This window comes from Paracoccus sp. 228, from assembly GCF_000967825.1.
Lineage (GTDB): Bacteria > Pseudomonadota > Alphaproteobacteria > Rhodobacterales > Rhodobacteraceae > Paracoccus > Paracoccus marcusii.
In genome coordinates this window covers 700,016-724,274 of sequence record NZ_JYGY01000001.1, presented here as the reverse complement: position 1 = coordinate 724,274, position 24,259 = coordinate 700,016, and the positions used below count along the sequence as shown (strand labels likewise).

Here is a 24,259-nt window from a genome sequence, read left to right as displayed (position 1 = left end):
TGGTCACAGCGCGATGGCCGTGGCCGGCATCGGCGCGGCATCGATCGCGGCACGCATCTCTGCCAGGATGGCGATGACCAGCAGGACGTGGCGGCGCAGGTCGTATTCGGCGGCCTGGGTGACGCGCATGTCGTTCTGGATCTGCTCCTCGGCCCGCAGGCGGGACAGGACGGTGCCCGGCGCAGGGCAGCGGTCGCTGCGCAGCAGGCGGGGCAGGTCGCGATCGCGCTTCCAGGTCTTCTGACCTTCGCGGGCGGCCCGGATCAGCGTTCCGGGACGGCGCAGGCCCTGATTCGTCGGGCGGGGGCGAAAAACGATCACGTTCGAGACTGCGGTCATGGGGCTGATCCTTTGCGTTTGCCACGAGGTCACCTTCACACAACCTTGAGGTGTTTTGCCAAAAGCCCTGCCGCAGCGCGCGGTGGAGCAAGGTTTCTTTAGGAATTGTTAGGGAATGTTGCGGCTATGTGCAGAAACACCCTGTTAACCACAGGGAAAGATTTCAACCCAGGGTAGTCTACTGCCGGGCTGCCCGAGGACGACAAGGGACCTGACATGACCATATTGACCGGTGATTTCGCAATCCACACGGGCATCGCGGAGCACCGTGCGCAGGTGCAAGGGCAGACCTGCGCGCAAGACGACCTGAGCGAGGACGCGCGTCTTTACCTGCGCCATGTCGACCAGGGGGTGACGATCCGTGCCCTGGCGCGCGAGGCCGGTGTTCATGCCTCGACCATCCTCCGCCGCATCCGCCGGTTCGAGGCGCGCCGCGACGATCCGCTGGTGGATGCCGCGCTGGCACCGCGGGCCGAGGGGGCCAATGCGCCTGATGAGCGTCAGGCCCTGCGCGTGCTGCGCCGGTTGGCAGAGCCGGGTGCGTGCATGGCATCGGCCCCCGGCATGGACAAGGCGATCGTCACGCGCGACGACATCCGTACCGCCGTTCTGGAACGCGCCCTGGCAGAGATGATGGCGCTGAAGGGATGGGTCGTGCAGACACGGGGCGGGGGGCGCATCCAGCGCTATGTCATCGCGCCGGCAGGGCGCGAGGCCCTGCGCCAGATGCTGCGGTCGCCCCGCCAGCGCAGCGCCGTGCCGGGGCCATCGTCGTTTGCGGACGCCCACCCGGTCCACGAGGACGCCCAACCCGTCCACGGCATGGCCGAGGCCCAGGCGGCGTTTGACCACGGCGACCGTCACCGGGTGTGGGAGGATCGCGTGATAGACGACCCCGAGGATGGCCGCCGTCGCCAGACCCGGGTGAACATCGCGGAAAGCCCGCTTCTGGTGCTGGCGCGGCGGCGTGACCATGATGGGCAGGCATTCCTGACCCCGGGCATGGTCACCGCGGGCGAACGCCTGCGCGAGGATTTCGAGTTGGCCCAGATGGGTCCGCGCGTCACCCAGAACTGGGACGGCTTCATGACCTCGGGGATCGACGTGTCGCGTGGCGGCGGCGGTTATCGCGGCGGATCGGAATCCGCGCGCGACCGGGTGGCCGTCGCGCTGCGCGACCTGGGTCCGGGCATGGGCGACATCGTCCTTCGGGTGTGCTGCTTTCTGGAGGGGATCGAGATGACGGAACGGCGTCTTGGCTGGTCCGCACGGTCTGGAAAAATCGTCCTGCGTCTGGCCCTGATGCGGCTGGAGCGGCACTATGAGGAAACCTACGGCAAGGGATCGCGGCTGATCGGCTGAAGGTCATTGCCGCAGACGGGGACTGGTCGATAAGATGGTGGGCGTTGACCGCGCGTCGTTGATCAGGCCCCCTTATGAATATCACCCTGCGCCAGCTGCGCTATTTCTTGTCCCTGGCGCAGCACACCCATTTCACACGCGCCGCCGAATCGATCAACGTCACGCAACCCGCGCTGTCCATGCAGATCCGCGCGCTGGAGGAGGAGATCGGCGCCCGCCTGGTCGAACGCACCCCGCAAGGTGTCGTCCTGACCCCGCAGGGCCGCGCGCTGCAGGACCACGCCCAACGGGTCATGGCCGCGATGACCGATCTGGAACAGGACCTGCGGCAGCCGGGGCAGGGCGGCCGGTTGATGCTGGGCATGATCCCCACCGTCGCGCCCTATCTGCTGCCCGAGGCGCTGCCCCTTTTGCGGGCGCGCGACATCGGGCGCGACCTGCATCTGCGCGAGGCGCAGACAGACCGCCTGTTGGACGAACTGCAGGCGGGGCGGCTGGATGCCATCGTTGTCGCCAGCCCGCCTGAGGGGCCTGGCCTGCAGGCCATACCGCTGTTCGCCGACCGCTTTCTGCTGGCCGGCAGCGCGGCGCGAATCGCCGATCTGCGCAGCCGACCGCTGTCTCCTGACGCGCTGGATCCCGGCCAACTTCTGTTATTGGATGAGGGGCATTGCCTTGGCGACCAGGCCCTGGAGGTCTGCGGGCTGAACCGCCGCGCGGCGCGGCTGGACCTGGGGGCCGCGTCGCTGTCGACCCTGTGCCGCCTTGCCGCGCAGGGCATGGGCCTGACCTTCCTGCCAGAGATCGCCCGCCGGCAGGAGCTGGCCGCGGCACCCGGTCTGACGGCCGTCAGGTTTCCCGACCCCCAGCCCGCGCGGCAGGTCATGCTGATGCGCCGCGCATCGACTCCGGGGCAGGGCTGGTTCGACGATCTGGCCCGCCTGCTGACCGCGGCGGCGCGACCGCTGCTGGATCTGGGCTGACCGCAAGGCAGCCATGTGGACGCAGGGGCAGGGGATGCGTTGCCAAATCGTTGCAAAGCCCCTATTTCTGCCCGAACCGCGACCGAAAGGACCATGACCTTGCGCGACCTCAGGATCCCGGATCAGCGCCACCCGGAAAAGGCGCACCGACCCGATCAGGCCCAGCCCAAGAAGCCGGACTGGATTCGCGTCAAGGCGCCCACCTCTGCGGGGTACAAGCAGACGCGCGACCTGCTGCGCGAGAACCGCCTGTCGACCGTCTGCGAGGAGGCCGGCTGTCCCAATGTCGGCGAATGCTGGAGCCAGGGCCACGCCACCATGATGATCATGGGCGAGATCTGCACCCGCGGCTGCACCTTCTGCAACGTCGCGACAGGCAAGCCGCAGGCGCTGGACACGTTCGAACCCGGCCGCGTCGCCCATGCCGTGCAGAAGCTGGGCCTGAACCACGTCGTGATCACCAGCGTCGATCGCGACGACCTGGACGATGGCGGCGCCGAGCATTTTGCCCAGACCATCCGGGCGATCAGACACCGCTCTCCGGCCTCCACGATCGAGGTGCTGGTGCCCGACTTTCTGAAATCAAAGCCTGGCGCCTTGGAGACCGTGGTCGAGGCGCGTCCCGATGTGTTCAACCACAACCTTGAAACGGTGCCGGGCCTTTACCCGGAGGTCCGTCCCGGCGCCCGTTATTTCCATTCGCTGCGTCTGCTGCAGCGGGTCAAGGAACTGGACCCGTCGGTGTTCACCAAATCCGGCATCATGGTTGGATTGGGAGAGGATCGCCAAGGCGTGCTGCAGGTCATGGACGACATGCGTGCGGCGGACATCGACTTCATCACCATCGGCCAGTATCTGCAGCCCAGCCCCAAGCACCATCGCGTCGACCGCTTCGTCACGCCCGAAGAATTTGCGGGCTATGAGAAGGCCGCCTATGGCAAGGGTTTTCTGATGGTCTCGGCGACGCCGCTGACCCGGTCGTCGTATCATGCGGGCGATGACTTCGCGCAGCTTCGCGACGCCCGACTGGTCAAGCTGGGTCGCGCCTGAGGCCGCGGGGCAGGGGGCGCACGCCGCCCCTTGCAAATCGCCGCGACTGGATTTACGCCAAGCCCAACGGTCCGAACGGGCCGCCGCCGAAAGGGCGCCGGGACCAGTCCGGGGGCGTGGCGGAATGGTAGACGCGACGGATTCAAAATCCGTTTCAGCAATGAGTGCCGGTTCGAGTCCGGCCGCCCCTACCACGCCCTTTCTGCTGACTTTTTTCGCGATGGGTGAGCGACACCGCACCTGCTTCACTCGTTGCTCTCAACACCCTTCTCAACATTCTCCGTTCGTGCTGCGTTCGTTCCGCGCTTGGCATTTGCCTCGCTGGCGCGAGCGCGTTGGCGTACCGGGCCTGCATATTTCGCGATCATTGCAGTTGTCTTGTGGCCCGTGATGGCGGCAATCACCTCGTCGCTGCACCCGGCGGCGGCCAGCTCGGCAGTAGCGGCGTAGCGAAGCCCGTGAATGTCATAGGCACGCGCCCCGATTGCGTCTCTCACGGTTCGGACGTCCTGAGACGCTGATGAATAGCTGAGCTGCTTTCCGTGCGGCCCGTAGGCACAAATCGTCAGTCCGATGCGGGGCGTCTCTTCCAGGATCACCCTCAAGCGCGGCGTGATAGGGATCCAGAGCTTGGCCTTGGTCTTGCCCTGACGGATGGCGATGCCCTCTCCGTCGATGTCCAACCATCTCATGCGCAGCACGTCACCGATCCGCTGTCCGGTTCCTAGGCATAGCTCGAAGATCAGTAGCGCCCGGCCGGAGGCCTCCGCACGGTATGCGTCGATCATATCCTGCGGCCATGCTTCGCGGGCAGGCGCATCACTGCGAAGGAGCTCCACGCCCTTGGCGGGATTGTCTGACCTCCAGCCGAGGTCGATGGCATGCTCCAACAAGATGCGAACGACCTGGACGATGTAGTTCGCAAAGCGCATCTTGCCGGCGTTCGTCTCGCGCGCGCGGATGATGTCCTTCCGCTGGATGCCGCCAACCTGCAGGTGGCCAAGCTTGGCCGTGACCCACGCCAGCACCTTCTCGTAGTCCCTTGCCGTCCGTGGCGCCAAGCGCTTGTAGCGGTTGCTGGTCAGGTAGTCCTTCACCAAGGCCGAGAACGTTCGTGCCGGTGCAGCGGGCGGTATCACCGCTCCGTTCAGAAGCGCCGCGTACTCGAGGGCGAAGGCTGCTGTTCCAGCCTCAGATTGGATCCTGGTGGTCTTGTATCCACGGCGCTGGAAATACAGCACGCCCTTCTTGTCGTATATATGGGCGGGCAGGTGTCGCTTCGTCATGCACGCATATCCACCTGGTCGAACGGATCAGCCGATTGCTGGGGTCCGGGCGGCGTTACTGTGATGACGCCCGCTCGCGTGTCCAGCGTCACGGCAAATCCCATTGCCGCCCATTCCGAAACCGCCTGTCGTATATCGGAAGGGCGCATAACTGGGCGCGGTTCTATTGTCTGTGCCATCATCCCTCCTGTATTTCGGCGGCAGCACCGCCAGTTTGCTCCGCCCGCAGATGGCCGCAGTTCGCCGCAACCAGCGCCTCGGCCAGTGGCGGGCATACGCTATTCCCGCAGCAGCTGACCTGGACGTCCTTGGCGAAGGGCACCCAAACCGGATCCGGGGTTTCCAGCCCTTCCCCAAACGCCCTCGATCACGTAGTCTGCCGGGAAGCCCTGGGCACGGAACAGTTCGCGCGGGGTCAGCATCCGCATGCCGATGTCGATCACGACATAGGAGGCACCCTCGATCGTCAGGGTGACGAACTCGCCGCCATGCCAGGCATCGTGTCCGCGCAGAAACTCGGCCACGGCGCGGGCGCGGGCGTGATGCTCGGGGGCGAAGGGCGGTGCGGCCAGTTCGGCTTGCATGTGGCCCATGCGGTCCTTGACGGTCACCGTATGGCAAGGCTCATCAGCGCGCGCGCCGTCCCCGGTGCCGTAGTATTTAGCGAACCACGAGGCGACCAGCTGCGACTTGCCCTGTCCGCCCGCCGTGATGGTACCAAGGGGCGTGTCCGCTGCGTGACCGGTGCTGGCACCGAACTGCCGCGCGATGAAGGCGGCCACTGGCGTCTGGTGACTGCCTGACTGCGTGACGGTCGACATCGGTTCATTCGCGGCCCGGCCAGGGTGGACCCCGCCCGCGCGCCGGGTGTCGTTGTTCTGCTGCGCAAGAAACGCTGCCACGGGGGCATGCTTGGCCCCGCCCGCGACCACGGTGCCGAGGGGTGCGGCCACGTCCAGTGCGCGGGGCTGCTGGCCCGTCCGTTCGCCATAGCCGGTCTGCACCATCGTCGCAGCGATCAGGCTGTTCTGGTCCTTCTTGCTGGCGCAGATGGTGTGGTGCGGGTCGGTCGCCGCCCGGTTGCCGCCGCCCTGCTGGGCATAGGTCAGCACCGGGGCGATGACAGCGTGACGGTTCTCGACCGTAACCGTTCGCAGCGGCTCGACCAGATCGGCGGCGCGCTTTCCCCGCTGTTCTCCATGGCCATAGAACGTAGCGAGGTAAGGCGCGAGGACGCCTAGAGGTGCCGCGCCGCCGGGCTTCTTGATCCAGCTGTTTGCCGTGATCGTGGCCATGGGGTCGCGCATGTCCTGCCCGGTCGCGCCTGTGTTGAACCGCTGGACGCTGGCGGCAATCAGCGAGGCGTGTTGACCGTCGGCGGTCACCGTGCCCAAGGGACGGTCGATGTCCCCGCGCCCGCCGCCGGACCCGTACATCTGCGAAACGATGGGTACGACCGTAGCCTTCTCGCCGCGGTGTGCGCCGGTGATGGTGCGGAACGGCTCTGCCGCATCCTCGACCCGGCCGCCATGGGTCAGGTTCACCAGGAACGGGCGGTCGGCCTCCAGTACGTAGCGCTTCATCCCACGCGCCACCCGCGCCAGGGTGTTGTCGGCCAGAGGCCGGACCGCGCGCAAGCCGTGCTTCTCGAACACCTCGGCCTTGCTGTCGAAGATCGAGGGGCAGGGCAGGGACCAGTCGATGCAGGTATGCGCGCCCACCCATGGCAGCAGCTTGCCCTTGCGAACCTTCTCGGACTTCGGATCGCCGTGCGTGAGCTTTGGCCAGGCGATGCGCCGCCCGTCGCGGCGCGCGACCAGGAACCACCGCTTGCGGATTGTCGGCGCGCCATAGTCGCAGGCGCGCAGCTCGCGCCACTGGACCTTGTAGCCGGCCTTGCGCAGCCGGGCGATCCACATCTCGAAGATCTGCCCCGCGAACTCCTTGATCGGCTGGCCGTCGTTGTCGACCGGGCCCCAGGTTACGAACTCCTCGACGTTCTCCATGCAGATGACGTCGGGCTTGGCGAACTCGGCCCACCGCACCACGACCCATGCGAGGTCGCGAATGTTGCGGTCGCGCGGCGCGCCGCCCTTCGCCTTGCTGAAGTGCTTGCAGTCCGGACTAGCCCACAGCAGGCCGACATGGCGGCCCTTGGTCACGGCCAGAGGATCCACGTCCCAGATGTTGCTGTCCAGATGCACCGTTTCCGGGTGGTTGGCCGCGTGCAGAGCCAGAACTTTTTCGCTGTGGTTGATGGCCACGTCGGGCGAGCGGCCAAGCGCGGCCTCGATCCCGGCCGATGCCCCGCCGCCGCCGGCGAAGCTGTCGATGATCATGGGCAGGTGGGGGTGCTTCATCACACCATCCCCAGGGCGGCTTTGTACATGTCGAGGATGCTTTCCTCTTCCGCGATGTCGTCCTTGTCGCGGCGGCGGAGGGCGATGATCTGTTTCATCACCTTGGTGTCGTAGCCGCGGGCCTTGGCCTCGGCCATCACTTCTTTCTGGCGCTCTGCGATGTCCTTCTTCTCGGCCTCCAGCTGCTCGAACTGCTCGATGAACTGGCGGAGTTCGTCGGCTGCGACGCCGTAGGCTTGATCGTCTTGGGGCATGGGTTCGACCTCGTGATGATGTGAAAAGGGCGGGCCGGTCAGAGAGGGAGGAGGGGGGCCGACCCGCCAGTTATCCCCGCTCGCCACAGGCGATGGGCGACGGGGAATGGGGTCAGGCGTCGGTGCCGTTGCGCTCGGCCTCGATGCGTTCGTATTCGGCCATCATGGCGGCATGCTCTTTCGGCTCCTCGGCCTTGATGCGTGCCAGCTCGGTCTCGTAGAAGCTGATGGTCCCGGAGTAGGGTGCACCGTTGGTCAACTCGCGCTTGATGCCCTTGTCGGTCGACTGGATCAGTTCGCTGATGCTGCTGGCCGCCGGGTCCTGTTGGCTGTCAGCCACGGCTTTCTTGAGAACGTCTAGGCGCTTCCGATAGGCTTCCCGTGCCTTGTCCTTGTCGTCGCCCTCCAGCTTGCCGCAGTCTGCGCCAACCTCGTTCAGCTGCGCCTCGTCGCTGGCCTTGCCGATCCGGTCCAGCACGTCCGGCAGGGTGACACCGCCTGCCTTCTTCGCAGCGATCTTGTTGCGGATCTTACCGCTGGCGGTCTGCGCAACCTCAGCGTCTCCCTCGGGCGTGATGTCCCGCATCACGGGCGTGTCTCGCGCCTCCTCGGCGATGGCCACGCCGCGCAGCACGTCGGAGAAGGCGTCGCGCAGCGCGAAGGCACGGGCGCGCAACTGGAGCATCCGGCGCGGGTACTGCTGCCAGGGGCCGGTCTTTCCCTTAAGCCCGGCGGTCTTGGCCTCTTCCATGGTGAACTGGCGAACGACCGGAGATTTGCCGCGGCGAACCACGGTGCAGGTCGCGACCTCACCGTCATCGCTGACCACTTCCTGAATGTCCTGCAGCAGGCCGGACCCCTGGACGAGACCCAGCATGGCGTCGCCCCAGATCGACGGGCGCCCGTTGATCACGGCAATCGACTGCATGGCCTGCAGCGGCTGCAGGCCGATCTCCGCGCCCCACTGGCAGGCGATCAGCACGTTGCCGGGACGCCCCTGAAAGTCTTTCGGGACGATGCTGCTGTCGGCCAGGATCTCGGCCATCTTCATTGCCTCGGCCAGATTGGACGGGGTCAGAATACCCATGCTGGGCCGGGTCTGCGGGGCGATGGCGTGTTGCTCGTCGCGGTGCGCCAGGGCGGTTTCGGTGGTCATGGATCAGTCCTTCTTCGATTTGAGACGCAGCACGCGCGTCGTGGAGGTCTTGCTGTAGAGGGCAGCAATGTCGGGGTGGTCGACACGCAGGGCCTTGCTGTCGATCCGCTCAGCGGTCTGGGCCTTCCACGTCGCGATCGGGTCACCCATGTCTGTCAGCGTTTCCGCTTCCTGCATCTCGCCCATGATCGTGAGTTTCAGGGCGTCCTCGCGGTCTTTCAGCTCGCCCATGCGCTCCTTGATTTCGGCCAGCTCTTCGACGGCGCGAGCCGCGCCGGCCGTGGCCATCACGGTCTTCGCCTTGAGATGCTGCGGCCAACGGTTCTGCGCGTCGGCGACGGTCTGCGGATCGGGGGCGATGCCTTCCTCGACCAGCTTCCAGAAGGCGGTGGCCTCGGTTAGCAGGTCTGCGAAGAGCTCAGGGTCAGCCTCGATGGTGAAGCGTCGGTAATCGCTGCCACCGATCAGAACGGCCAAGTCGGCGTACCGGGCGCCTGTGATCCCCATGTACCACTGGGTCTGGCACAGGTAGGCCTCAGGCACCTGGTCGGTACCGTCAGCACCCCATACGCTAGCCGCGAAACCGTTCGCCGTCTTGCACTCAAGGATGCGATCTGTGGTCAGGCGTCCATCCCTCCACCAGACCCGGCCAGCGATGCCAGGGTTCACGACAGCACGATCGATGTTCGCCAGTGCGAAGTGGTGTTCGGGATGAACCAACTGGGCGTTGACACGCTGGATCTTCCGCCCGGTGCGTAGGGCATATTCCTTCGCCACCACGTCTTCGAGAACGGCGCCCCAGTACAACCAAGGTTTGTCGCCCTCGTCTTCGGTCTGGGCCTCGGGGCGCTTAGACAGCCACACATCGTAGGGAGTGGCGAACTTAGACAACCCGACGATTGCGGCGATGTCGGAACCGCCCAGGCCGTGTTTACGGCGTGCGAGGAAATCGTTTCGTGCGATGTTCATGGTAGGGTTTTCCTTACTCAGCAGCCAGGTTCAGGGCGGGGTTGTCTTCCAGCCGACGGATCGTCGGCCAATCCAGATCGCGGGCGATGCAGACCTCCTGCAGCTCGCGCTCGAAGGAGTCGGTGACGTCGGTGACGCTCACGGGCAGGCCTACGGAGGTGGCAATCTGCCAGACCGCGACCGGATCGCCCTGGTCGGTAGCACAGGTGAAGTCGTCATAGGCAGCGTCCCGACAGCTGGTGGGGTCGCTGCAGCCGATGCCGAGGGCGCCGTGATCGCGGACCACGATGAACAGCAGCGGCGGCATGGGGGTACGTGTCATGGCAGGCTCCTTCGGTTGATCGGCGAAGATGCAGGCGAGGGGGTGAATGCGGCTGTGAACACCCGCCCTGACGCGGGCCAGTCCGCCTTCGATGTCGGGGCAGGTCACTTCTTCACCTCGTCGCGCTCTTTTAGCAGCTGCTGCAGCACGAGGTTCTGGGTCATCATTTTGCCCAGCAGCTCGTTGGCGCACTTGTCCTTACCGAGGAGCGTCATTCCCGCAGCTCCGCGATGCAGGCCGCGACCTCGACGCCGCAGTACTTGGCGCAGGCGTCGGGACGATCGGCTGACGCGGCAAAGGCGTTGCTGGCCAGGATCCACAGCATTGCGACGATGGACCAGCCGATCACGGACAGGGCCATGGCGCTGAGAACGCCACGGAAGAAGCTGCCGCAGGGCTCTGCTGAATAGGGGCGGTCGTCGGGGTGTGTCATCGGACGGTCCTCCGGTTGATGGCTTGGGATGCCGGCCCGCATGGGGTCGGATACCAAAGCCGTCAGCCGCAGGAGGCCACGCGGGCTTCCAGGGCGATGATCTTGCCCTCGCTGGCGCCGATATCGCCCGCCTTGTTTCCGCCCGTCAGCGAGGACGGCGGCACGCCGATCAGGAACACGCCGATGGCATCGCCGGTCGCGGCGTTGCGCTGTGCCTGGGACATGGTTTCGAGGTTCTGGCGTTCGGCGCGCAGGTCAGCCGCAGCGGCGGTGCAGTCGTAGCTGGCGAACGCGTTGCCCATGCCCACCGGGGCGATGCTGTCGGGCCGCGGCGCGCAGGCGGCGATCAGGGGCAGGAGTGCAAGGGCAAGGTAGCGGCGCATGGGGTGGTCCTTCATCTGGGGCGGCGGTTGTCGCGGCCTGTGAGATGAAGGTGACATGGACAATTGTCCGCGTCAAGAATAAAAAAGGACAAAAGTCCACTTACTGATCACAGGCCCTCGTCGGCGCTCCTGTAGTCCATTGCCTTGCCGTGATCTCAGCATGAAAAAGCCCGCCGATAAGGGCGGGCTTTCGGATTAATGTGGCAGCTCAGTGTCGCAGTGATATGCCTGCGCTTTCCATCGCGGACTTGTAGTCATCAAAGCGCTTTCTGTAAGTACGCTTCATATCTGTAATCTGGCCGGGAGTGATCGTTCTTGTCACGGCCGCGGCAGGGCCTTCTGCCGCCAGGTCCTGTGTCGTCATCCATGGCAGGCCGAAAAAGTCACACATTTCCCTGACGCGATTGTCATGGGCCATGAACAGCGCAGGTTTCCCGGCCTGCAACGATGCAATGCCGCCGTGGAACCTGTCCCCGCAGTAGACGTCATGGGCAGCTGCTACCTGGCGCCATGCCGATGTTTCGGAGAAATAATAGTAATTAGCAAAGTTGATAGGTTTTCCGGTGTCTTTGGATAGGAGCTCATTCATAGCTGTTCGATCGCAAGTACTGAGAGCTGGGTTGTAAATGCCGCTCTGCTTCGTGATCTCACCATACTGAAAGAACTCATCTTGGAAGACGTATGACGCCTTCGCGTTTCGAAATGCTTGTGCCAGAGCAACCCCGCGTTGGAAGTTATGGCCGCCCTTGACCGTTAGGTATCCGGCCGTCAGGTATGACGCTCCCTCTCGAATGCGAGCTGCCAAAGGCGCTTCGACCGAGTTGATCGCCTGCGGGTAGACGTACATGCTCGGACAGCCCAAAGCGCGGGCATTGGTGAAGCCGTTTTCATGCAACCACCGTTCGGTTGTCATGCCCCTAACACCAAAAAGAAGCGCTTTCTCATTGAAGATTGACAGAATTTCCTGAACGGAAGAATGGACGTCCGCGAGATCAGGCTTTCCCTGCATTCCCGCACCTAAGACGACGAATGGTACATGACCTGCAACTGCTCGAAGTGCATTTGCAAACGGCACCATCTCCTTATTGCCCGTGATAAAGTTCGCCGTCGAGTAGACGATGAGGTCAAAATTCCGAGCCAGCATTTCACCGACCTTTAGTGGGAAGGCCTGATGGAGGGAAGGTATGTTTCCGAACGCAGACGCGTTCGGCCGTGCCTTTATAGTTTTTGATGGAGCTTCTGCGTGGATGAGGTTTCCGCGGTTGGATGTCAGGTTGTGGTTGTCTTTCAAGCCCCCCAGAGTGGTCTCAATAGGAGAAGGAATGCCGCTCAGGAACGGCAGATGCGCAGTCGGGCGGTGACATGACGAGACTGGACCGTGAAAAAGTATACGCATTGAGATCCTTCAGTTTTTGATCCAAATCAGGTGGCCGCGCGATGGCTAGTGTTTTTAACATCTTGGCGTGCGGGCGATGTTCCGCTTATGTTCTATTTGAACATGATCGGAGGAAAGATGTCGGATGGTTTGGCTGACTTTGTAAAAACTCTACGTAGAATCACTAATGAGCCGTGTCTGACGCGTCGCGCCGGCCTCGTGCAGCAGCTCGCAGAATGTCCCTCTCTTCTGGCGTCAGTGCCCGCCACAGATCGACGGCTTCAGATCGAAGTACGGCAGTCTGATCTTTCAGCATCTCATCGAGGGTAAAGCCCAGGGCATTTGCCAGCTTCACGGCATCGTCGACGTTGGTCGATGCGCGCTCGCCCTTGCCTGCCCGTTGCATGAACTTCGTAACCTGATCGGTTGATACGCCCGCCTCTTGGCACAGGCGCGGGATTGACCAGCCAGAGCTGTCCAAGGCTTCCTTTAGGGCGTCGTAAAAGCGTCTAGGCATATTGGCATTTACCTATATAGCCAGCCAAATCGCTAGCGGACAAAAGTCCATTGACACGAGAAGGACAAAAGTCCACTTTGTGCTCATGGACAGAGAACAGATCATCCAGAAAATCCAAGAGCATTCGGCTCGGACCGGCCTGGCGCCGTCGACCATTACCGGTCGCGCGGTCAACAACAGCCGCCTCTATGCCCGAATGACCAGTGGAGGCGACTGCACCACGCAGATCGCAGCGAAGCTCGTTGCCTACATGGCCGACGACAAGCCCGCGAAAACGACCGAAGGGGCGACCTGATGGCCGCTCCCTCTCACTCGTCTGTTGCACTCGTTCACTCCTCACAGGTGAACAACAGCACAGGAAAAAACCGAATGTCCTCTGGAAAGAATTCCCGGCGCGAGGTGATCTCGTACCGGCAGCACTTCGCGGCAGTATGGCAGCGCTTCGTGCTGCAGAACTTCGACAGCCCGGCCCATGCCGCTCACGTCTTCCAGGTCGACGCATCGACCGCAGACAACTGGTTTCGGGGGCTGAACGCGCCCTCGGGCTGGGTCGTGGGCAAGGCCATATCCGACCCCCAAATGCGTGACGCCGCGCTTCACCTTTTGACGGGGCAGCCATGAGAAGAACTCTCATCACGTTCTATCGCGTCCAGATCATGGCCGCGATCCACCTCGGCACGTTCGGGGAATGGTGGGCTGCTCGCGCAGCTCATCGGCTCGGAAAACTTTCCGGTGATCATTCCAAGGAGCAGCGATGACCCACGACAGCATGAGCGTAGACGCCGCGATCATCGAGGCGATCGAAGATGACCTGACCACCCCGGAGCAGATCGCCGCCCGCGTGGGGCTGCCGGCCCCCTACGTGGCGGACGCCCTGGTGCGCATGCGAATCGAGGGCGTGCTGCCGGAGGGTGTGTCGTGACGCATTTCCGCACTATCGACATTTCAAACATGCAGCCGGCCGAGCTGGCGTCGCAACCCTCGCCGCAGATGCTGTGGGTTGAGATCGCCCAGCTGGTGATCGACGACCAGAACCAGCGACCGCTCAGCAAGAACAACCTCTCCGCCATCAAACGGATCGCCAGCGATTTCCGCTGGTCGCGGTTCTCACCGGTGATCGTCGCCCCCATCGAGGGTGGCCGCTATGCGATCATCGATGGCCAGCACCGGGCCCACGCCGCGGCCCTTTGCGGGATCAAGAGCATCCCCGCCATGGTGGCTCTGGTGGCGCCAGAGGAGCAGGCTCAGGCCTTCATCGACATCAACACACGCCAGATCCGTGTCAGTGGGCACCAGGTGTATCGCGCCGCGCTGACTGCGGACGAGGAATGGGCCGTCGAGTGCGGGAAAGCTGTGAGCGCGGCTGGCTGTGAGTTGATGACGTCGAACCGTTCGACTGCCGACAAGAGGCCGGGGCAGGTGTCCTGCGTAGCCCTAATCCGCAAGACGATCGAAGCCGGACACGGCGCGGCGGTCACCGCCGGGCTGACAGCCGTGCGCGAGTTCGATCCGGAATCGGTGGCAAATTTCTCGGACGCGCTTCTGACGCCGTTCCTGGGCGCCGCCGCCGAGACCGGCGCCACGGCATCGGAACTGGTGGCCGCGCTCCACGCGCGCAAGCCATGGCTGGTCATCGTGACCGCGGACCGTCTCGCGAAAACCGAGGGCAAGCCGATGGCCGTGGTTCGCCGCGGGTTCTTCGTTGCCCTGATCCACCAGGTGCAGCGAGAAGGTGCTGCATGAGCCCCGAGGCCGGATCGGTGAAGGTGGAAGAGGGCATGGCGGTGATCCGCATCCCACTTTCCGAGGTGCACGGTCTGCGTGTGGCCCTGGGGCCGTGCCCCTGCACTGCGCCCAAGTCAACCGCCACCGCTGATGTGCGGCAGCGGCTGGCCGTGGCACTGGGGAGGATCAGGACGTGAGCAAGCGCGCGCCCGGCCTTCCTCAGCGACCCCGTGGCCTCTGGCTGACGCCGAAGGCAGCCGTCGTCCCGCTGATCCCCTTCCTGCCCCTGCGGGCCCGCTACGGTGAGCCCTGCGCGGCTGATGGGAACCTGATCCGGCACCTCTTCGACCTCTGGCCCGCTGGCCAGTGCATCTGGTCGACGGACATCGTGCCCGAGGGCGCCGGCATCGACGAGATGTCCGCAACCGAGATCACCGCTGAACTAGCTACCGATGTGGATCTGTGGATCACGAATCCCCCTTGGCCCAAGATCGGCCAGCGCGGCGATCCGGCAGTCTCGATCATCCGGCACCTGTCCGGAATCGCCCCGGTCTGGGCGTTGCTGCCGTGGGACTTCGCCGCCAACGATTACTTTGCCGGGCTGTCGGCCAGCTGCTCCGAGGTCGTGCCAATCGGTCGTGTCTCGTGGATTGGGAATGGCCAGCCGGGCGAGGACAATGCCGCCTGGTACCGCTTCGACGCGCGGAATCGGTTTGCGACCGTGATCCATGCGCGGGGGAAAGCGGCATGAACATCGCCCGCCTGACGCTGGACTGGGTTCGCATGTCCGACCTGTCGATGAACAGCCGCCTGCACTGGCGCAAGAAATCCCGTCTGGTGAAGGCCCAGCGCGGCATGGCCACAGCCATCGCCCAGGAGGCGCGGCTGCACCTCGCCCGTAAACAGGTACCTGACGCGGGCTCGATCTTCATCACCCTGACCTGCTGCCCCCCGAGCGGCACGGTCTATCCCGACGATGACAACTTCATCACCGCTCAGAAGGGCGCGCTGGACGCGATTGCCAAGGTCTTGGGCGTCGATGACAGCCGCTTCAAGGTGCAGCCGGTCCGCAAAGGCGAGCGCTCGAAGGATGGGGGCGTGATCGTCGAGATCGCGATCGCAGCGTGAGCCGCCCCGAACCGACCATGGAACAGACAATCGCTGCGCTGGCTCGCGTGAGCCGTGGTGAGGTCTGGAATCACATACCTCAGCGCGATCATTGGCGCAGCGTGGGCGACCTCGCCGCCGATCAGCTCTGGAAGCATTGCGAGGCCGCAGAATGAACGTCGTCACCGCGATCCGGCCCGACACCGGGCACCATTCCCTTGAGGCGGAACAGCAGCTCCTCGGGGCTCTGATGATGAATGACCGCCTGACGCCCATCGTCATGAAGGCAGGGGGAGCCGAACTGTTCTTCCTTCCTCTGCATGCCGAGATCTACGACCTGATCGAGACCCGGTCGAACCGCGGCGACCTGGTCAGCCCGCTGACCCTCAAGTCTGACCTGCAGGGCTTACGCGACCTCGAGGAAGTCGGCGGCCCGGCATACCTGACGCGGATGCTCTCGAACGCCCTGTCCGGCCGACGGGAGGTGGTGCAGGGCATAGCCGAGATGCTGGCGGAGCACGCCCGCAAGCGTGCCCTGACCGCTGCCATTGCGGAAGCTCAGGTTGGGCTGCTGCGCGGCGACACGCCGGCGCGCGAGATAGCCCTGCAGTTGGAGCGGCAGATCGTGGCTGCAGAGTTCGCAAGCCAGGCAGATCGGCCCACCTCCATGCTGGCGGCCGTGACCGAGGCAATCGCCCAGTCCGTCGAAGCCTATCAGGGCAACAACGATGACCTCGTCCGCTTCGGGATCCCCGCGCTCGATGACATCATCCCGGGCCTTTATCCCGGCGAGCTGACCCTCCTCGGCGGGCGTCCGGCCATGGGCAAGTCCGCGGTGGCGCTGACGATGGCGCTGAACGCCGCACGGGCGGGGCATGGGGTCGCCATCGCCTCGCTGGAGATGACCCCGGCTGCCATGGCGCAGCGGGCGCTGTCGGAGGCTACGGCGCGCGACGGGCGGGCGGTGCCCTATGTGAACATGCGCAGCGGCGACATGACCGAGGATGAGATGCGGGCCGTGGTCGAGCTCGGCCGATCAGTCGGCGACCTTCCCATCACGTTCCTGTCGCGGTCCTATTCGAACGTCGACGCCTTGGTCGGCGGTGTCCGCCAGATCGCCCGTGCCACACCCAACCTGCGGCTGCTGATTGTGGACTATGCCCAGCTGCTCAAGGCCCAGGGCAAGGACCGCTACCAGCAGGTCACGAACATCAGCCTCGCCCTCAAGGGCATGGCCATGTCGCTCAACATCCCGGTGTTGGCCCTGTCGCAGCTGTCCCGCTCGATCGAGAGCCGTGAGGACAAACGCCCGGTCTTGTCTGACCTGCGCGAGAGCGGGCAGCTGGAGCAGGACGCAGACAGCGTGCTGTTCTGCTACCGACCGGAATACTACCTTGCTCAGGAAGAGCCCGAGCCCTCCGACCAGGACGAGTATGCCGACTGGCTCCTCGATATGGAGGCCGCCCGCGGCAAGCTGGAAATCGGCGTCGCCAAGCAGCGCATGGGACAGACCGGCACCGCCCGCTGTCTTTGCGCCCTCTCCACCAACACTGTTTGGTCGGAGTAGGATCATGAGCATCAAGGTCATGTCATGGGTTTGGGATAACGGACCGAAGGACCCCACCGAGCGTCTGACACTGCTGGCCCTCGCTGACTGGGCCGATGACGCAGGCAGCTGCTATCCGAGCATGGTTGGTATTGCAGAAAAGACGGGCGTCACCGAGCGCGGGGCGAGAGGCATTGTCCGCCGTCTGGAAGCATCGGGATGGATCACGATCAAGACCGGCGGCGGCCGAGGCGGCAAGAATGTTTACCGGATTCTGATGCTCAAACCCGGAACATCGAACCCGGAACCAGAAACCGGGAATGAGACGAAAACCCGGAACGTCACGACACAAAACCCGGAACGTGACTGCACTAAACCCGGAACCGCCGTTCCGCCGAACCGTCAGGAACCGTCAGGGAACCGTCAACAACTGCGCGCGAGCGATGCCGTCGTCGTCGATCAGGGGCAGGACAGCAGAAGGGAGGAGATCCTCACCCTCATGGGATGCAGCGCCGCAGGCGTGACCCCTGAGGGCCGATGGACCGGCACGACCAACGACCTGCAGGAACTGCCGAAATGGGATGCCCTTGGCCTGAGCAGGTCAGAGCAGGATGCGAAAATCCGGGAGATGCTCGCCAAGCAACGCAGCAAATCGCCGGGCTTCATGCCGAACCGCTGGTCTTGGTTCACCGCAGGCATGAGCGATCTTGCCAATGCCAAGTCTGCGCGACCGGCAGCAGGTACGCCCAGTTCGCCAGCTGAGACCCCGGAACAGCGCCGTGCCAGGCGCCGCAAGATGATCGGAGGTTAACCCATGGCCACCCAACACCCCAACCCCACTAAGAGGACCCCGACAGTGAGCATCCATTTCGCAAGCATGACCGTCTCGGAAATCACCGACCGCTCCCACAAGCTGATGCAGGAAGGGACCGCCCTTGCCCTGCTCGCAAATGCGCTGACCGAGTTCGAGGAGGCCACAGGCCGCAAGCTGTTCGTCAGCGAGGCCGACCAGGGAACGCAGTATGTGGGATCGCCAGCGCCTGTCGACGCCCGCTTGCAGTCTGACCACGGCCTGACGCTTCCGGAGGTCGCAGCCAAACTCGATACCCCCGCCGAGGCCGCCCCGGTGCAGAGGCCAATCAAGAACGCCACGCCAGCAAACGCTAGGCCCGTGCCCCCGAAACCGACCCCCGCTCAAGACCCGATCAAGAAGCCCGCGGCACGGCCCTTCGCAGCCCCGGCCGCTGCCAAGGCGCAGACTACCGACCGCCCCTGGGGCGCGCTGAGCCTGCCCGAGCGGGCCATCGTCAAGCACCTAGAGAAGCTGGCACCGGCTTTCACTCCGGCAGAGGACCTGACCATCGCGGAGCTGCTCATCGGCGGCAACAAGATCGAGGCCGTCGCGCTGCAGCTGGAGGTCCAGGCCTCGCTGGCCCTGGCTCGCTGGAAGGCGTTCCTGTGCGCCGAGGTGCTGGGCGAGGACGGCAAGCCCTCGATGGACGGCCAGCAGCGGCTTCTGGCCGCGCTGCGGTACCGGAAGGACACCACAGCATGAACAGGTTTCCGGACGCTATAAAAATCAGAGGGGCCGCATGAGCCTTCACGACCCGATCAAGACCGGATCCCGCATCACCCGCGCCATGTCGATCACCGACGCCCTAGCGTGGGCCTTCCTAACCGAGAAGGCTGTCCTCGATTTCGACCAGTACGGCACCTATGAATTCGACCGGCCGGGCGTCGACACGCTCTGGATCATGGCTGAGCGGCACAAGGTCGGCGTCACCGTCGACGGGGGAGGGACCAGCGATCCGCACCGAGATGCGCAGGTCATCGCTGCCGTGGTCGAGGCGTTGCCGGATCACGTAGGCGGCCGTCGCATGGCCACGCAGATCGCCGAGCTCGCCCGCGCCCGCAGCGCGCCGGACTGGGGGCAGGGGGAACGCATCAGCATCACACCCTGCGGGTGGGACTGGAGCGACGAGGAGGGGTGCTTCGTGGCCGGTACCGCGCAGATCGGCAGCTTGTGGGTCTGGCGCGATCACCGCCGCCACCGGCGTGAGCACATCGGGCAGGTCTGCGCCATCAGCTACACCGGTACCGCCAGCATGGTCGCCGCCAAGCGCCGGAACTACCTAGCCTGGTGCGGGGCGCTCCTGGACCTGTGGGCCGTGCTGAGCAGGCCAGGGATGCTGGACACGATCGAGATCACCGGGGCGCTGCCGGTGCTGGCGCCTTGGAGTACGTCGTCAGAAAAAAGCTGAACTGATCGCATCGTTTTTGTTGCTAAGAAGATGCATTCTCTGCAACAGTTGAGCACGTGATTGTGATAGTTGCTATTTTTAGAGGTGCAAATGGCCAACGGGATTTTTCAAACCGTCAAAAAAGTTCTTGCTGATATCTTTCTTGGTTCACCCCCGCCATGGGAAACACATATCCATCCGTCAGCAGGAAACCGAATGTTGTGTGGGTTGAACATCCATGCGCCGAACTCATTTATCGAATGCAAAGAAGAAGCACCTGCTCACGCTAGCAAACCTGAATTGCAGCTCATAGGAGCACACGACACCCCTGTAGGAAACCGTCCGCTTAAGCAGGTCGCTTAGACCTCTATTATGGATTGTGGTGCCCGGACGGCCTCATGCTCGACACATTTCTAGTTGACCCGCTAAGGACTGGATTCCGACAATGATCGAGTCGTAGTACGTCCTGAACGTCAAGAACTCGGCTTGCCAGAAAATACCGGACATCATGACAGCAGTACTGTGCAGGTAATCCTCATGCGCAGATTCTTTCCGATGCAATAGCCGGGGCGCGAGGTTAATCCGTGACCTTTGCGAGTTCGTGCCAGCGTTCGTCGTGCTGGTCGTGGTGCTGTCGCGGGTCGGGTTCTGAGTGCGATGCTATCAACGCGTCTGCTGGGTGAGTAGGTAGAGTTAGTGACCATGCATCAGTGCCCTATACAACCCTAAGCGTTTCATTTCTGACACATATAAAATCTAAAGATGTTTTCAGAGGGTAGCCTGCATTGAACCGCTTTGTTCTAAATGTGATGCAGAAATGCGAGCTAACCGCACCAAAATTCAAAATGTGAGAGTTATCATGAACGCCAAATTTGTAACAACCGCCATTGTGGCTGCTGCTATCGGTTCCTCGGCATCGGCCGGTGGCTTTATCAATCCCGTGGTCAATACGCAGCGTGCGGCAGTCCAGCCTGTCATGGCCATGACAGTGAGCGACTGGAGCGGTGCGTACGTGGGTGCGAATATCAATTATGGAAAAGGTGAGCTAAACGCTATTGGCGAACTGGGTGATCTGGCATCCGATGCTGGCGTCGATCGCACCATCTCTGAGCCGGATGGCACATCTGGGGCTATTCGCGCTGGATATGACTGGCAGGCGGGCAATGCGATCTTTGGTCTGGGCGCTGAGTACAACGTCGGGAAATACAAGGCCGGTTTCCGCGGAGAACTAGGGGACGTTGTGGATGCCATCGGTGCATCTGCTGAGGTCGAGATCAAAGATACCGCTACTGTATTTGGACGCGCGGGCTACTTGGTAAGCCCAAATTTCCTGGCTTACGGATTGCTGGGATATACCCGCGCTAAGGGCGAGGCAGATGCCAGCTTCGATGGCGAGGCCGAAAGCGGAAGCGTCACGTTGAAGGGCGCGACGTTTGGGGTTGGGGGCGAGTACAAATTCGCCTCTAACTGGTCGGGCTACGCAGAGTATGCCTATACCGATTTCGGCGACGTCAAGGACACTGACGGCAACCTCGAGGCCGATCTGAGCCAAATTAAGCTGGGCGTGAACTACCGTTTCTAAGGCTACTTAATAGCAACGCTTGAGCGCCCCAATTGGGGCGCTCTTTAAAGCTAGAACAGATGGGCTAAACGCAGATATCTGTTGACGTGCGCGCCAAAAACTTGCATTGCTGCAACTAGACGAATTGCGCCCGGAGAAATCCGAGGCGCTTTTTTCATGCCTAAGCGATATGCCCGCCGCGGATCGCGGCGGGGTATTCAACGTGAACGATCAGCGGCAGGCGAGAGTGACCTCGACGGGGTTCGGCACCAGATCAAGCATGGCGCCCGTGCTAGCGTCTACGCCTGCGCCAATGATACCGCCGACAAAAACGTTGCCTGCCATAGCTGCACCGTATGCGCCGTTCCCGTCCCATTGATTTCCACGGTTCTGGTGCGCTGACGTAGCGGCGAGTTTCGTTCTGAGGATTCAGAAGGAGACGACGATGGCGGATGGCGGGAACGGGTTTGATGGCTGCATCGAGGTTGTGCGGCGGACGCGTGGATATCGGCGCTGGCCGGACGAGGCGAAAGCGCGGATTGTGGCCGAGAGCTTTCAGCCCGGTGTTCGGGTAGTGGATATCGCTCGGCGGCACGGTTTGGACGCGCATCAGCTTTCGGATTGGCGGCGTCAGGCGCGCCAGGGGGACCTGGTTTTGCCGGCGGATGCCATGGCCGGGGTGGCCTCTCATGCTCTGCCGGCCTTTGTGCCTGTTTCAGTGGAGCCTGAGAATGTCGGTCCACCAAGAGATGCTGATCGGACATGTGGTGTCATCACGATCGAGATCCGCAACGATCTGGTGCTGCGGGTGCCGGGCGATGTTCCGGTAGAGCGGGCAGCGGCGTTGGTGCGCGCCCTGCGAGGTTCGGCATGATCGTCGCGGGACAACGCCAGCCGATCCTGATCGCGACGCGTCCGGTGGATTTCCGCTGCGGCCATCGGGCGCTGGCGCTGATCGTGCAGACCGAGCTGAAGCTTGATCCACATTCCGGGGTGACAATCGTGTTCCGTTCTAAACGCGGCGACAGGCTGAAGATTTTGGTTTGGGACGGAACAGGCCTGGTGATGGTTTACAAGGTTTTGGAGCAGGGCAGCTTTTCCTGGCCGAAGGTTCAGGACGGGACAATGCGGCTGTCGCGAGCCCAGCACGAGGCATTGTTCGAAGGTCTGGACTGGCGCCGGATCTTTGCGCAGCGGGTTGCTCCACCCATTGCAGCGGGATGATTTACTCGGCTGTTTTAGCATTGTTTTATTGGCCTTTCCTGTTTGGAGAGGCTATGAATCCGCATGTCGCAGCCCTTCGATCTCAGCCTGTTTCCAGACCTTCCGCCGGAGGTTGTGAAGGCGTTCGAGGCCGCGCAGTTCGAGCTGTCGGTGGAGCGTGCGGCGCGTCAGCATGAACAGGCGGTGGGGGCCGAGAAGGACGCCTTCATCACCGAACTGAAGGCCCTGATCGAAAAGCTGGAAGGCCAGGTCGGACAATACCGACATGCGAAGTTCGGGCCGAAATCGGAAAAGCTGGACCCTGCGCAGCTCGAGCTGGCGCTGGAGGATCTGGAAGCCGCCATCGCCGAAACCCAGGAACAGATTGTCGCGGTCGAGGCGAGGATCGTGGCCAGCGAGACCGATCCCGAGAAGAAGGTGCCGGACAAGAAGCGCAAGGCGCGCTCCTTGCCGCAGCATTTACCACGCGTCGAGCGTGTCATCGAGCCAGACAGCATTGTCTGCCCTTGCGGCTGTGGCGACATGGTCCGGATCGGGGAGGATCGGACCGAGCGGCTGGATTACATCCCGGCGCGCTATCAGGTGATCGTCTCCGTCCGCCCGAAATACGCCTGCCCCAAGGGGCGCACGGGCGTGGTTCAGGCGAGAGCTGCAGCTCATCTGCTGGAGAGCAGCTGGCCCACCGAGGCGCTCCTGGCGCAGATCGCGGTGTCCAAGCATTCCGAGCACATGCCCCTCAACCGCCAAGCCGTGGTCATGGCGCGGCACGGTGTGCCGATCGACCGATCAGTCCTCGCCGACTGGATGGGTCGGACCGGTGCGTTGATCGCCCCGGTCGTGGACCGCATGGCGGTGCTGCTGAAACAGGGCAGCACCCGGCTCTATGTCGACGAAACCACCGCCCCCGTGCTGGACCCCGGGCAAGGCAAGACGAAGACCGGCTATCTCTGGGCGGTGCTGCGCGATGACCGGGGCTGGAACGGCCCCGCACCGCCGGGGGTGGTGTTCCACTATCGCCCCGGCCGGAAGGGCGACTATGCCGATGAGATCCTGACCGGCTTCAATGGCACGATCCAGGTCGACGCTTATGGCGCCTATACCCACCTGGCCACACCAAAGCGCACGGGCGGCGATCCCTTGCGGTTGGCTTTTTGCTGGGCCCATGGACGGCGCAAGCTGATCAAGGCCAAGCCAAAGAAAGGCTCGCCCATCGTCGACGAGGCGCTGGTGCGCATCGCAGCGCTCTACAAGGTCGAGGATGTCATTCGCGGGGCGGACCCCGTTCATCGCCGGGCGGTTCGCCAGGAATTGTCCTGCCCTCTGGTGGATCAGTTTTTTGCCTGGCTGGCCGCCCAGGCCGCACGCATCTCGCGCAAATCCGACCTTGGCATGGCGCTCGCATACATGCTGCGGCGCCAGAACGGCTTCCGGCTCTTTCTCGAGGATGGCCATGTCGACATGGATTCCAACCTGGTCGAAAACGCCATCCGCAGCCCGGCCATGAACCGCCGCAACGCGCTTTTTGCCGGCCACGATGAGGGCGGCCGGTCGTGGGCACGCTTCGCCAGCCTGATCGGCACCTGCAAGATGAACGGCGTCGAACCCTATGCCTATCTGCGTGATCTCTTCACCAGGCTCGCCAACGGCCATCTCGACAAGGACATCGATGCGTTGATGCCATGGGCCTATGCCGCGACCCCAGCTCCTTACAATGAGCTCATCCGGGAGTCCCCAGTGAGCTCATTCTGAGCGCTCATGAAAACATCAGCAGAACTCACCGTCGCCGCCCGCAAGCAAAATCCCAATGGGACAGGGACGGCACATACGCTGCACCACCGTTACCGGAAACCTTGTTCGTTACGCGGATCTGCTGAGGCTCGCAGCGATCTTTTTTAATCAGAACGTTGATCTCAGACTTTCGCGGCAATTTGAACGTGCATGGAGTATTGTTGCACGACTGTCCGTCGCTTAGCTGAGAACGGCGGTGCAAAAGTCGGCCACGGTAGCGGCGGGATGATCCTGCTGCGGGCGGCGTAAAAGTCGTCCACCTTTACCCTTTCTGGCGAC

Annotated in this window: 30 protein-coding genes and 1 tRNA gene; 20 read left to right on the top strand and 11 right to left on the bottom strand. The window is 63.4% G+C overall.

The features are described from left to right. Window positions 1–3: 3 nt before the first annotated feature. Window positions 4–339 (bottom strand): DUF6477 family protein, encoded by a 336-nt coding sequence (locus SY26_RS03500; RefSeq protein ID WP_045999268.1) that lies wholly within the window; start codon window positions 337–339, stop codon window positions 4–6. Window positions 340–555: 216 nt separating this feature from the next. Here SY26_RS03500 and SY26_RS03495 point away from each other — a divergent pair, with 216 nt between their 5' ends. The 4 genes from SY26_RS03495 (at window position 556) to SY26_RS03480 (ending at window position 3,928) form a co-directional block, all read left to right on the top strand. After that, window positions 556–1,701, top strand: coding sequence for a DUF6456 domain-containing protein (locus SY26_RS03495; protein ID WP_157020396.1), 1,146 nt, complete (start codon window positions 556–558; stop codon window positions 1,699–1,701). A gap of 74 nt (window positions 1,702–1,775) precedes the next feature. After that, window positions 1,776–2,684, top strand: coding sequence for a hydrogen peroxide-inducible genes activator (locus SY26_RS03490; RefSeq protein ID WP_045999267.1), 909 nt, complete (start codon window positions 1,776–1,778; stop codon window positions 2,682–2,684). 93 nt (window positions 2,685–2,777) lie between these two features. Next, a complete protein-coding gene (lipA, locus tag SY26_RS03485; protein WP_139597612.1) occupies window positions 2,778–3,734 on the top strand; it encodes a lipoyl synthase in 957 nt (318 codons plus the stop codon). Window positions 3,735–3,844: 110 nt separating this feature from the next. Further along, window positions 3,845–3,928 (top strand) — tRNA-Leu (locus SY26_RS03480). A gap of 51 nt (window positions 3,929–3,979) precedes the next feature. On the opposite strand, the gene SY26_RS03475 is transcribed toward SY26_RS03480, so the two are convergent. The 10 genes from SY26_RS03475 to SY26_RS03430 form a co-directional block, all read right to left on the bottom strand. Further along, a complete protein-coding gene (locus SY26_RS03475; protein WP_045999266.1) occupies window positions 3,980–5,020 on the bottom strand; it encodes a tyrosine-type recombinase/integrase in 1,041 nt (346 codons plus the stop codon). A 278-nt stretch (window positions 5,021–5,298) separates the two neighbouring features. Continuing rightward, complete coding sequence (locus SY26_RS03470) at window positions 5,299–7,380, bottom strand: DNA cytosine methyltransferase (protein WP_084693662.1); 2,082 nt, start codon at window positions 7,378–7,380, stop codon at window positions 5,299–5,301. After that, on the bottom strand, window positions 7,380–7,634 hold the full coding sequence (locus SY26_RS03465) for a DUF2312 domain-containing protein (protein WP_045999265.1): 255 nt from the start codon (window positions 7,632–7,634) through the stop codon (window positions 7,380–7,382). Before SY26_RS03465 ends, SY26_RS03470 begins: the two co-directional genes overlap by 1 nt. Window positions 7,635–7,746: 112 nt before the next feature. Then, window positions 7,747–8,790, bottom strand: a complete 1,044-nt coding sequence (locus tag SY26_RS03460; RefSeq protein WP_052715104.1) for a hypothetical protein — start codon at window positions 8,788–8,790, stop codon at window positions 7,747–7,749. 3 nt (window positions 8,791–8,793) lie between these two features. Then, a complete protein-coding gene (locus tag SY26_RS03455) occupies window positions 8,794–9,759 on the bottom strand; it encodes a YqaJ viral recombinase family protein (protein WP_045999264.1) in 966 nt (321 codons plus the stop codon). Window positions 9,760–9,772: 13 nt separating this feature from the next. Next, complete coding sequence (locus SY26_RS03450; protein WP_157020395.1) at window positions 9,773–10,081, bottom strand: hypothetical protein; 309 nt, start codon at window positions 10,079–10,081, stop codon at window positions 9,773–9,775. A 211-nt stretch (window positions 10,082–10,292) separates the two neighbouring features. Next, window positions 10,293–10,514: a hypothetical protein gene (locus SY26_RS03445; protein ID WP_045999262.1), complete on the bottom strand. Its 222-nt coding sequence runs from the start codon at window positions 10,512–10,514 to the stop codon at window positions 10,293–10,295. A gap of 62 nt (window positions 10,515–10,576) precedes the next feature. Continuing rightward, a complete protein-coding gene (locus SY26_RS03440) occupies window positions 10,577–10,897 on the bottom strand; it encodes a hypothetical protein (RefSeq protein WP_045999261.1) in 321 nt (106 codons plus the stop codon). 208 nt (window positions 10,898–11,105) lie between these two features. Continuing rightward, window positions 11,106–12,293: a polysaccharide pyruvyl transferase family protein gene (locus SY26_RS03435; RefSeq protein ID WP_084693661.1), complete on the bottom strand. Its 1,188-nt coding sequence runs from the start codon at window positions 12,291–12,293 to the stop codon at window positions 11,106–11,108. A gap of 163 nt (window positions 12,294–12,456) precedes the next feature. After that, window positions 12,457–12,753, bottom strand: a complete 297-nt coding sequence (locus tag SY26_RS03430; RefSeq protein ID WP_157020394.1) for a hypothetical protein — start codon at window positions 12,751–12,753, stop codon at window positions 12,457–12,459. 121 nt (window positions 12,754–12,874) lie between these two features. On the opposite strand from SY26_RS03430, the gene SY26_RS03425 reads away from it, so the two are divergent. The 16 genes from SY26_RS03425 to SY26_RS03360 all read left to right on the top strand — a co-directional run bounded on the left by SY26_RS03425 (window position 12,875) and on the right by SY26_RS03360 (window position 23,941). Further along, window positions 12,875–13,084 carry a hypothetical protein gene (locus tag SY26_RS03425; protein WP_045999259.1) on the top strand — a complete coding sequence of 70 codons (210 nt, stop codon included), beginning with the start codon at window positions 12,875–12,877 and terminating at the stop codon, window positions 13,082–13,084. Window positions 13,085–13,158: 74 nt separating this feature from the next. Continuing rightward, entirely contained in the window at window positions 13,159–13,410 is a 252-nt protein-coding gene (locus SY26_RS03420; RefSeq protein WP_232303250.1) for a hypothetical protein, read from the top strand. 133 nt (window positions 13,411–13,543) lie between these two features. After that, window positions 13,544–13,711: a hypothetical protein gene (locus SY26_RS20935; protein WP_157020393.1), complete on the top strand. Its 168-nt coding sequence runs from the start codon at window positions 13,544–13,546 to the stop codon at window positions 13,709–13,711. Continuing rightward, window positions 13,708–14,532 carry a ParB N-terminal domain-containing protein gene (locus tag SY26_RS03415; RefSeq protein WP_045999258.1) on the top strand — a complete coding sequence of 275 codons (825 nt, stop codon included), beginning with the start codon at window positions 13,708–13,710 and terminating at the stop codon, window positions 14,530–14,532. Before SY26_RS20935 ends, SY26_RS03415 begins: the two co-directional genes overlap by 4 nt. Then, window positions 14,529–14,711, top strand: coding sequence for a hypothetical protein (locus SY26_RS03410; RefSeq protein WP_045999257.1), 183 nt, complete (start codon window positions 14,529–14,531; stop codon window positions 14,709–14,711). The genes SY26_RS03415 and SY26_RS03410 overlap by 4 nt, the downstream gene beginning before the upstream one ends. Then, on the top strand, window positions 14,708–15,265 hold the full coding sequence (locus SY26_RS03405) for a hypothetical protein (protein ID WP_045999256.1): 558 nt from the start codon (window positions 14,708–14,710) through the stop codon (window positions 15,263–15,265). The genes SY26_RS03410 and SY26_RS03405 overlap by 4 nt, the downstream gene beginning before the upstream one ends. Beyond that, a complete protein-coding gene (locus SY26_RS03400; protein ID WP_052715102.1) occupies window positions 15,262–15,642 on the top strand; it encodes a hypothetical protein in 381 nt (126 codons plus the stop codon). The genes SY26_RS03405 and SY26_RS03400 overlap by 4 nt, the downstream gene beginning before the upstream one ends. Before the next feature lie 151 nt (window positions 15,643–15,793). Next, window positions 15,794–17,188, top strand: a complete 1,395-nt coding sequence (locus tag SY26_RS03395) for a DnaB-like helicase C-terminal domain-containing protein (protein ID WP_045999255.1) — start codon at window positions 15,794–15,796, stop codon at window positions 17,186–17,188. A gap of 4 nt (window positions 17,189–17,192) precedes the next feature. Continuing rightward, window positions 17,193–17,978, top strand: coding sequence for a helix-turn-helix domain-containing protein (locus SY26_RS03390; protein WP_045999254.1), 786 nt, complete (start codon window positions 17,193–17,195; stop codon window positions 17,976–17,978). Window positions 17,979–18,023: 45 nt separating this feature from the next. Beyond that, entirely contained in the window at window positions 18,024–18,722 is a 699-nt protein-coding gene (locus tag SY26_RS03385) for a hypothetical protein (protein WP_045999253.1), read from the top strand. 37 nt (window positions 18,723–18,759) lie between these two features. After that, window positions 18,760–19,428 (top strand): hypothetical protein, encoded by a 669-nt coding sequence (locus SY26_RS03380; RefSeq protein WP_052715101.1) that lies wholly within the window; start codon window positions 18,760–18,762, stop codon window positions 19,426–19,428. A 90-nt stretch (window positions 19,429–19,518) separates the two neighbouring features. Continuing rightward, window positions 19,519–19,770, top strand: a complete 252-nt coding sequence (locus SY26_RS20930) for a hypothetical protein (RefSeq protein ID WP_157020392.1) — start codon at window positions 19,519–19,521, stop codon at window positions 19,768–19,770. Between the two features lie 496 nt (window positions 19,771–20,266). After that, on the top strand, window positions 20,267–20,989 hold the full coding sequence (locus SY26_RS03375; RefSeq protein WP_045999252.1) for an outer membrane protein: 723 nt from the start codon (window positions 20,267–20,269) through the stop codon (window positions 20,987–20,989). Between the two features lie 424 nt (window positions 20,990–21,413). Beyond that, window positions 21,414–21,842, top strand: coding sequence for a transposase (locus SY26_RS03370; protein WP_045999251.1), 429 nt, complete (start codon window positions 21,414–21,416; stop codon window positions 21,840–21,842). After that, a complete protein-coding gene (tnpB, locus tag SY26_RS03365; protein WP_045999250.1) occupies window positions 21,839–22,192 on the top strand; it encodes an IS66 family insertion sequence element accessory protein TnpB in 354 nt (117 codons plus the stop codon). The genes SY26_RS03370 and tnpB overlap by 4 nt, the downstream gene beginning before the upstream one ends. Window positions 22,193–22,255: 63 nt before the next feature. Continuing rightward, window positions 22,256–23,941, top strand: coding sequence for an IS66 family transposase (locus SY26_RS03360; protein ID WP_045999249.1), 1,686 nt, complete (start codon window positions 22,256–22,258; stop codon window positions 23,939–23,941). The last annotated feature ends 318 nt before the right edge of the window (window positions 23,942–24,259 follow it).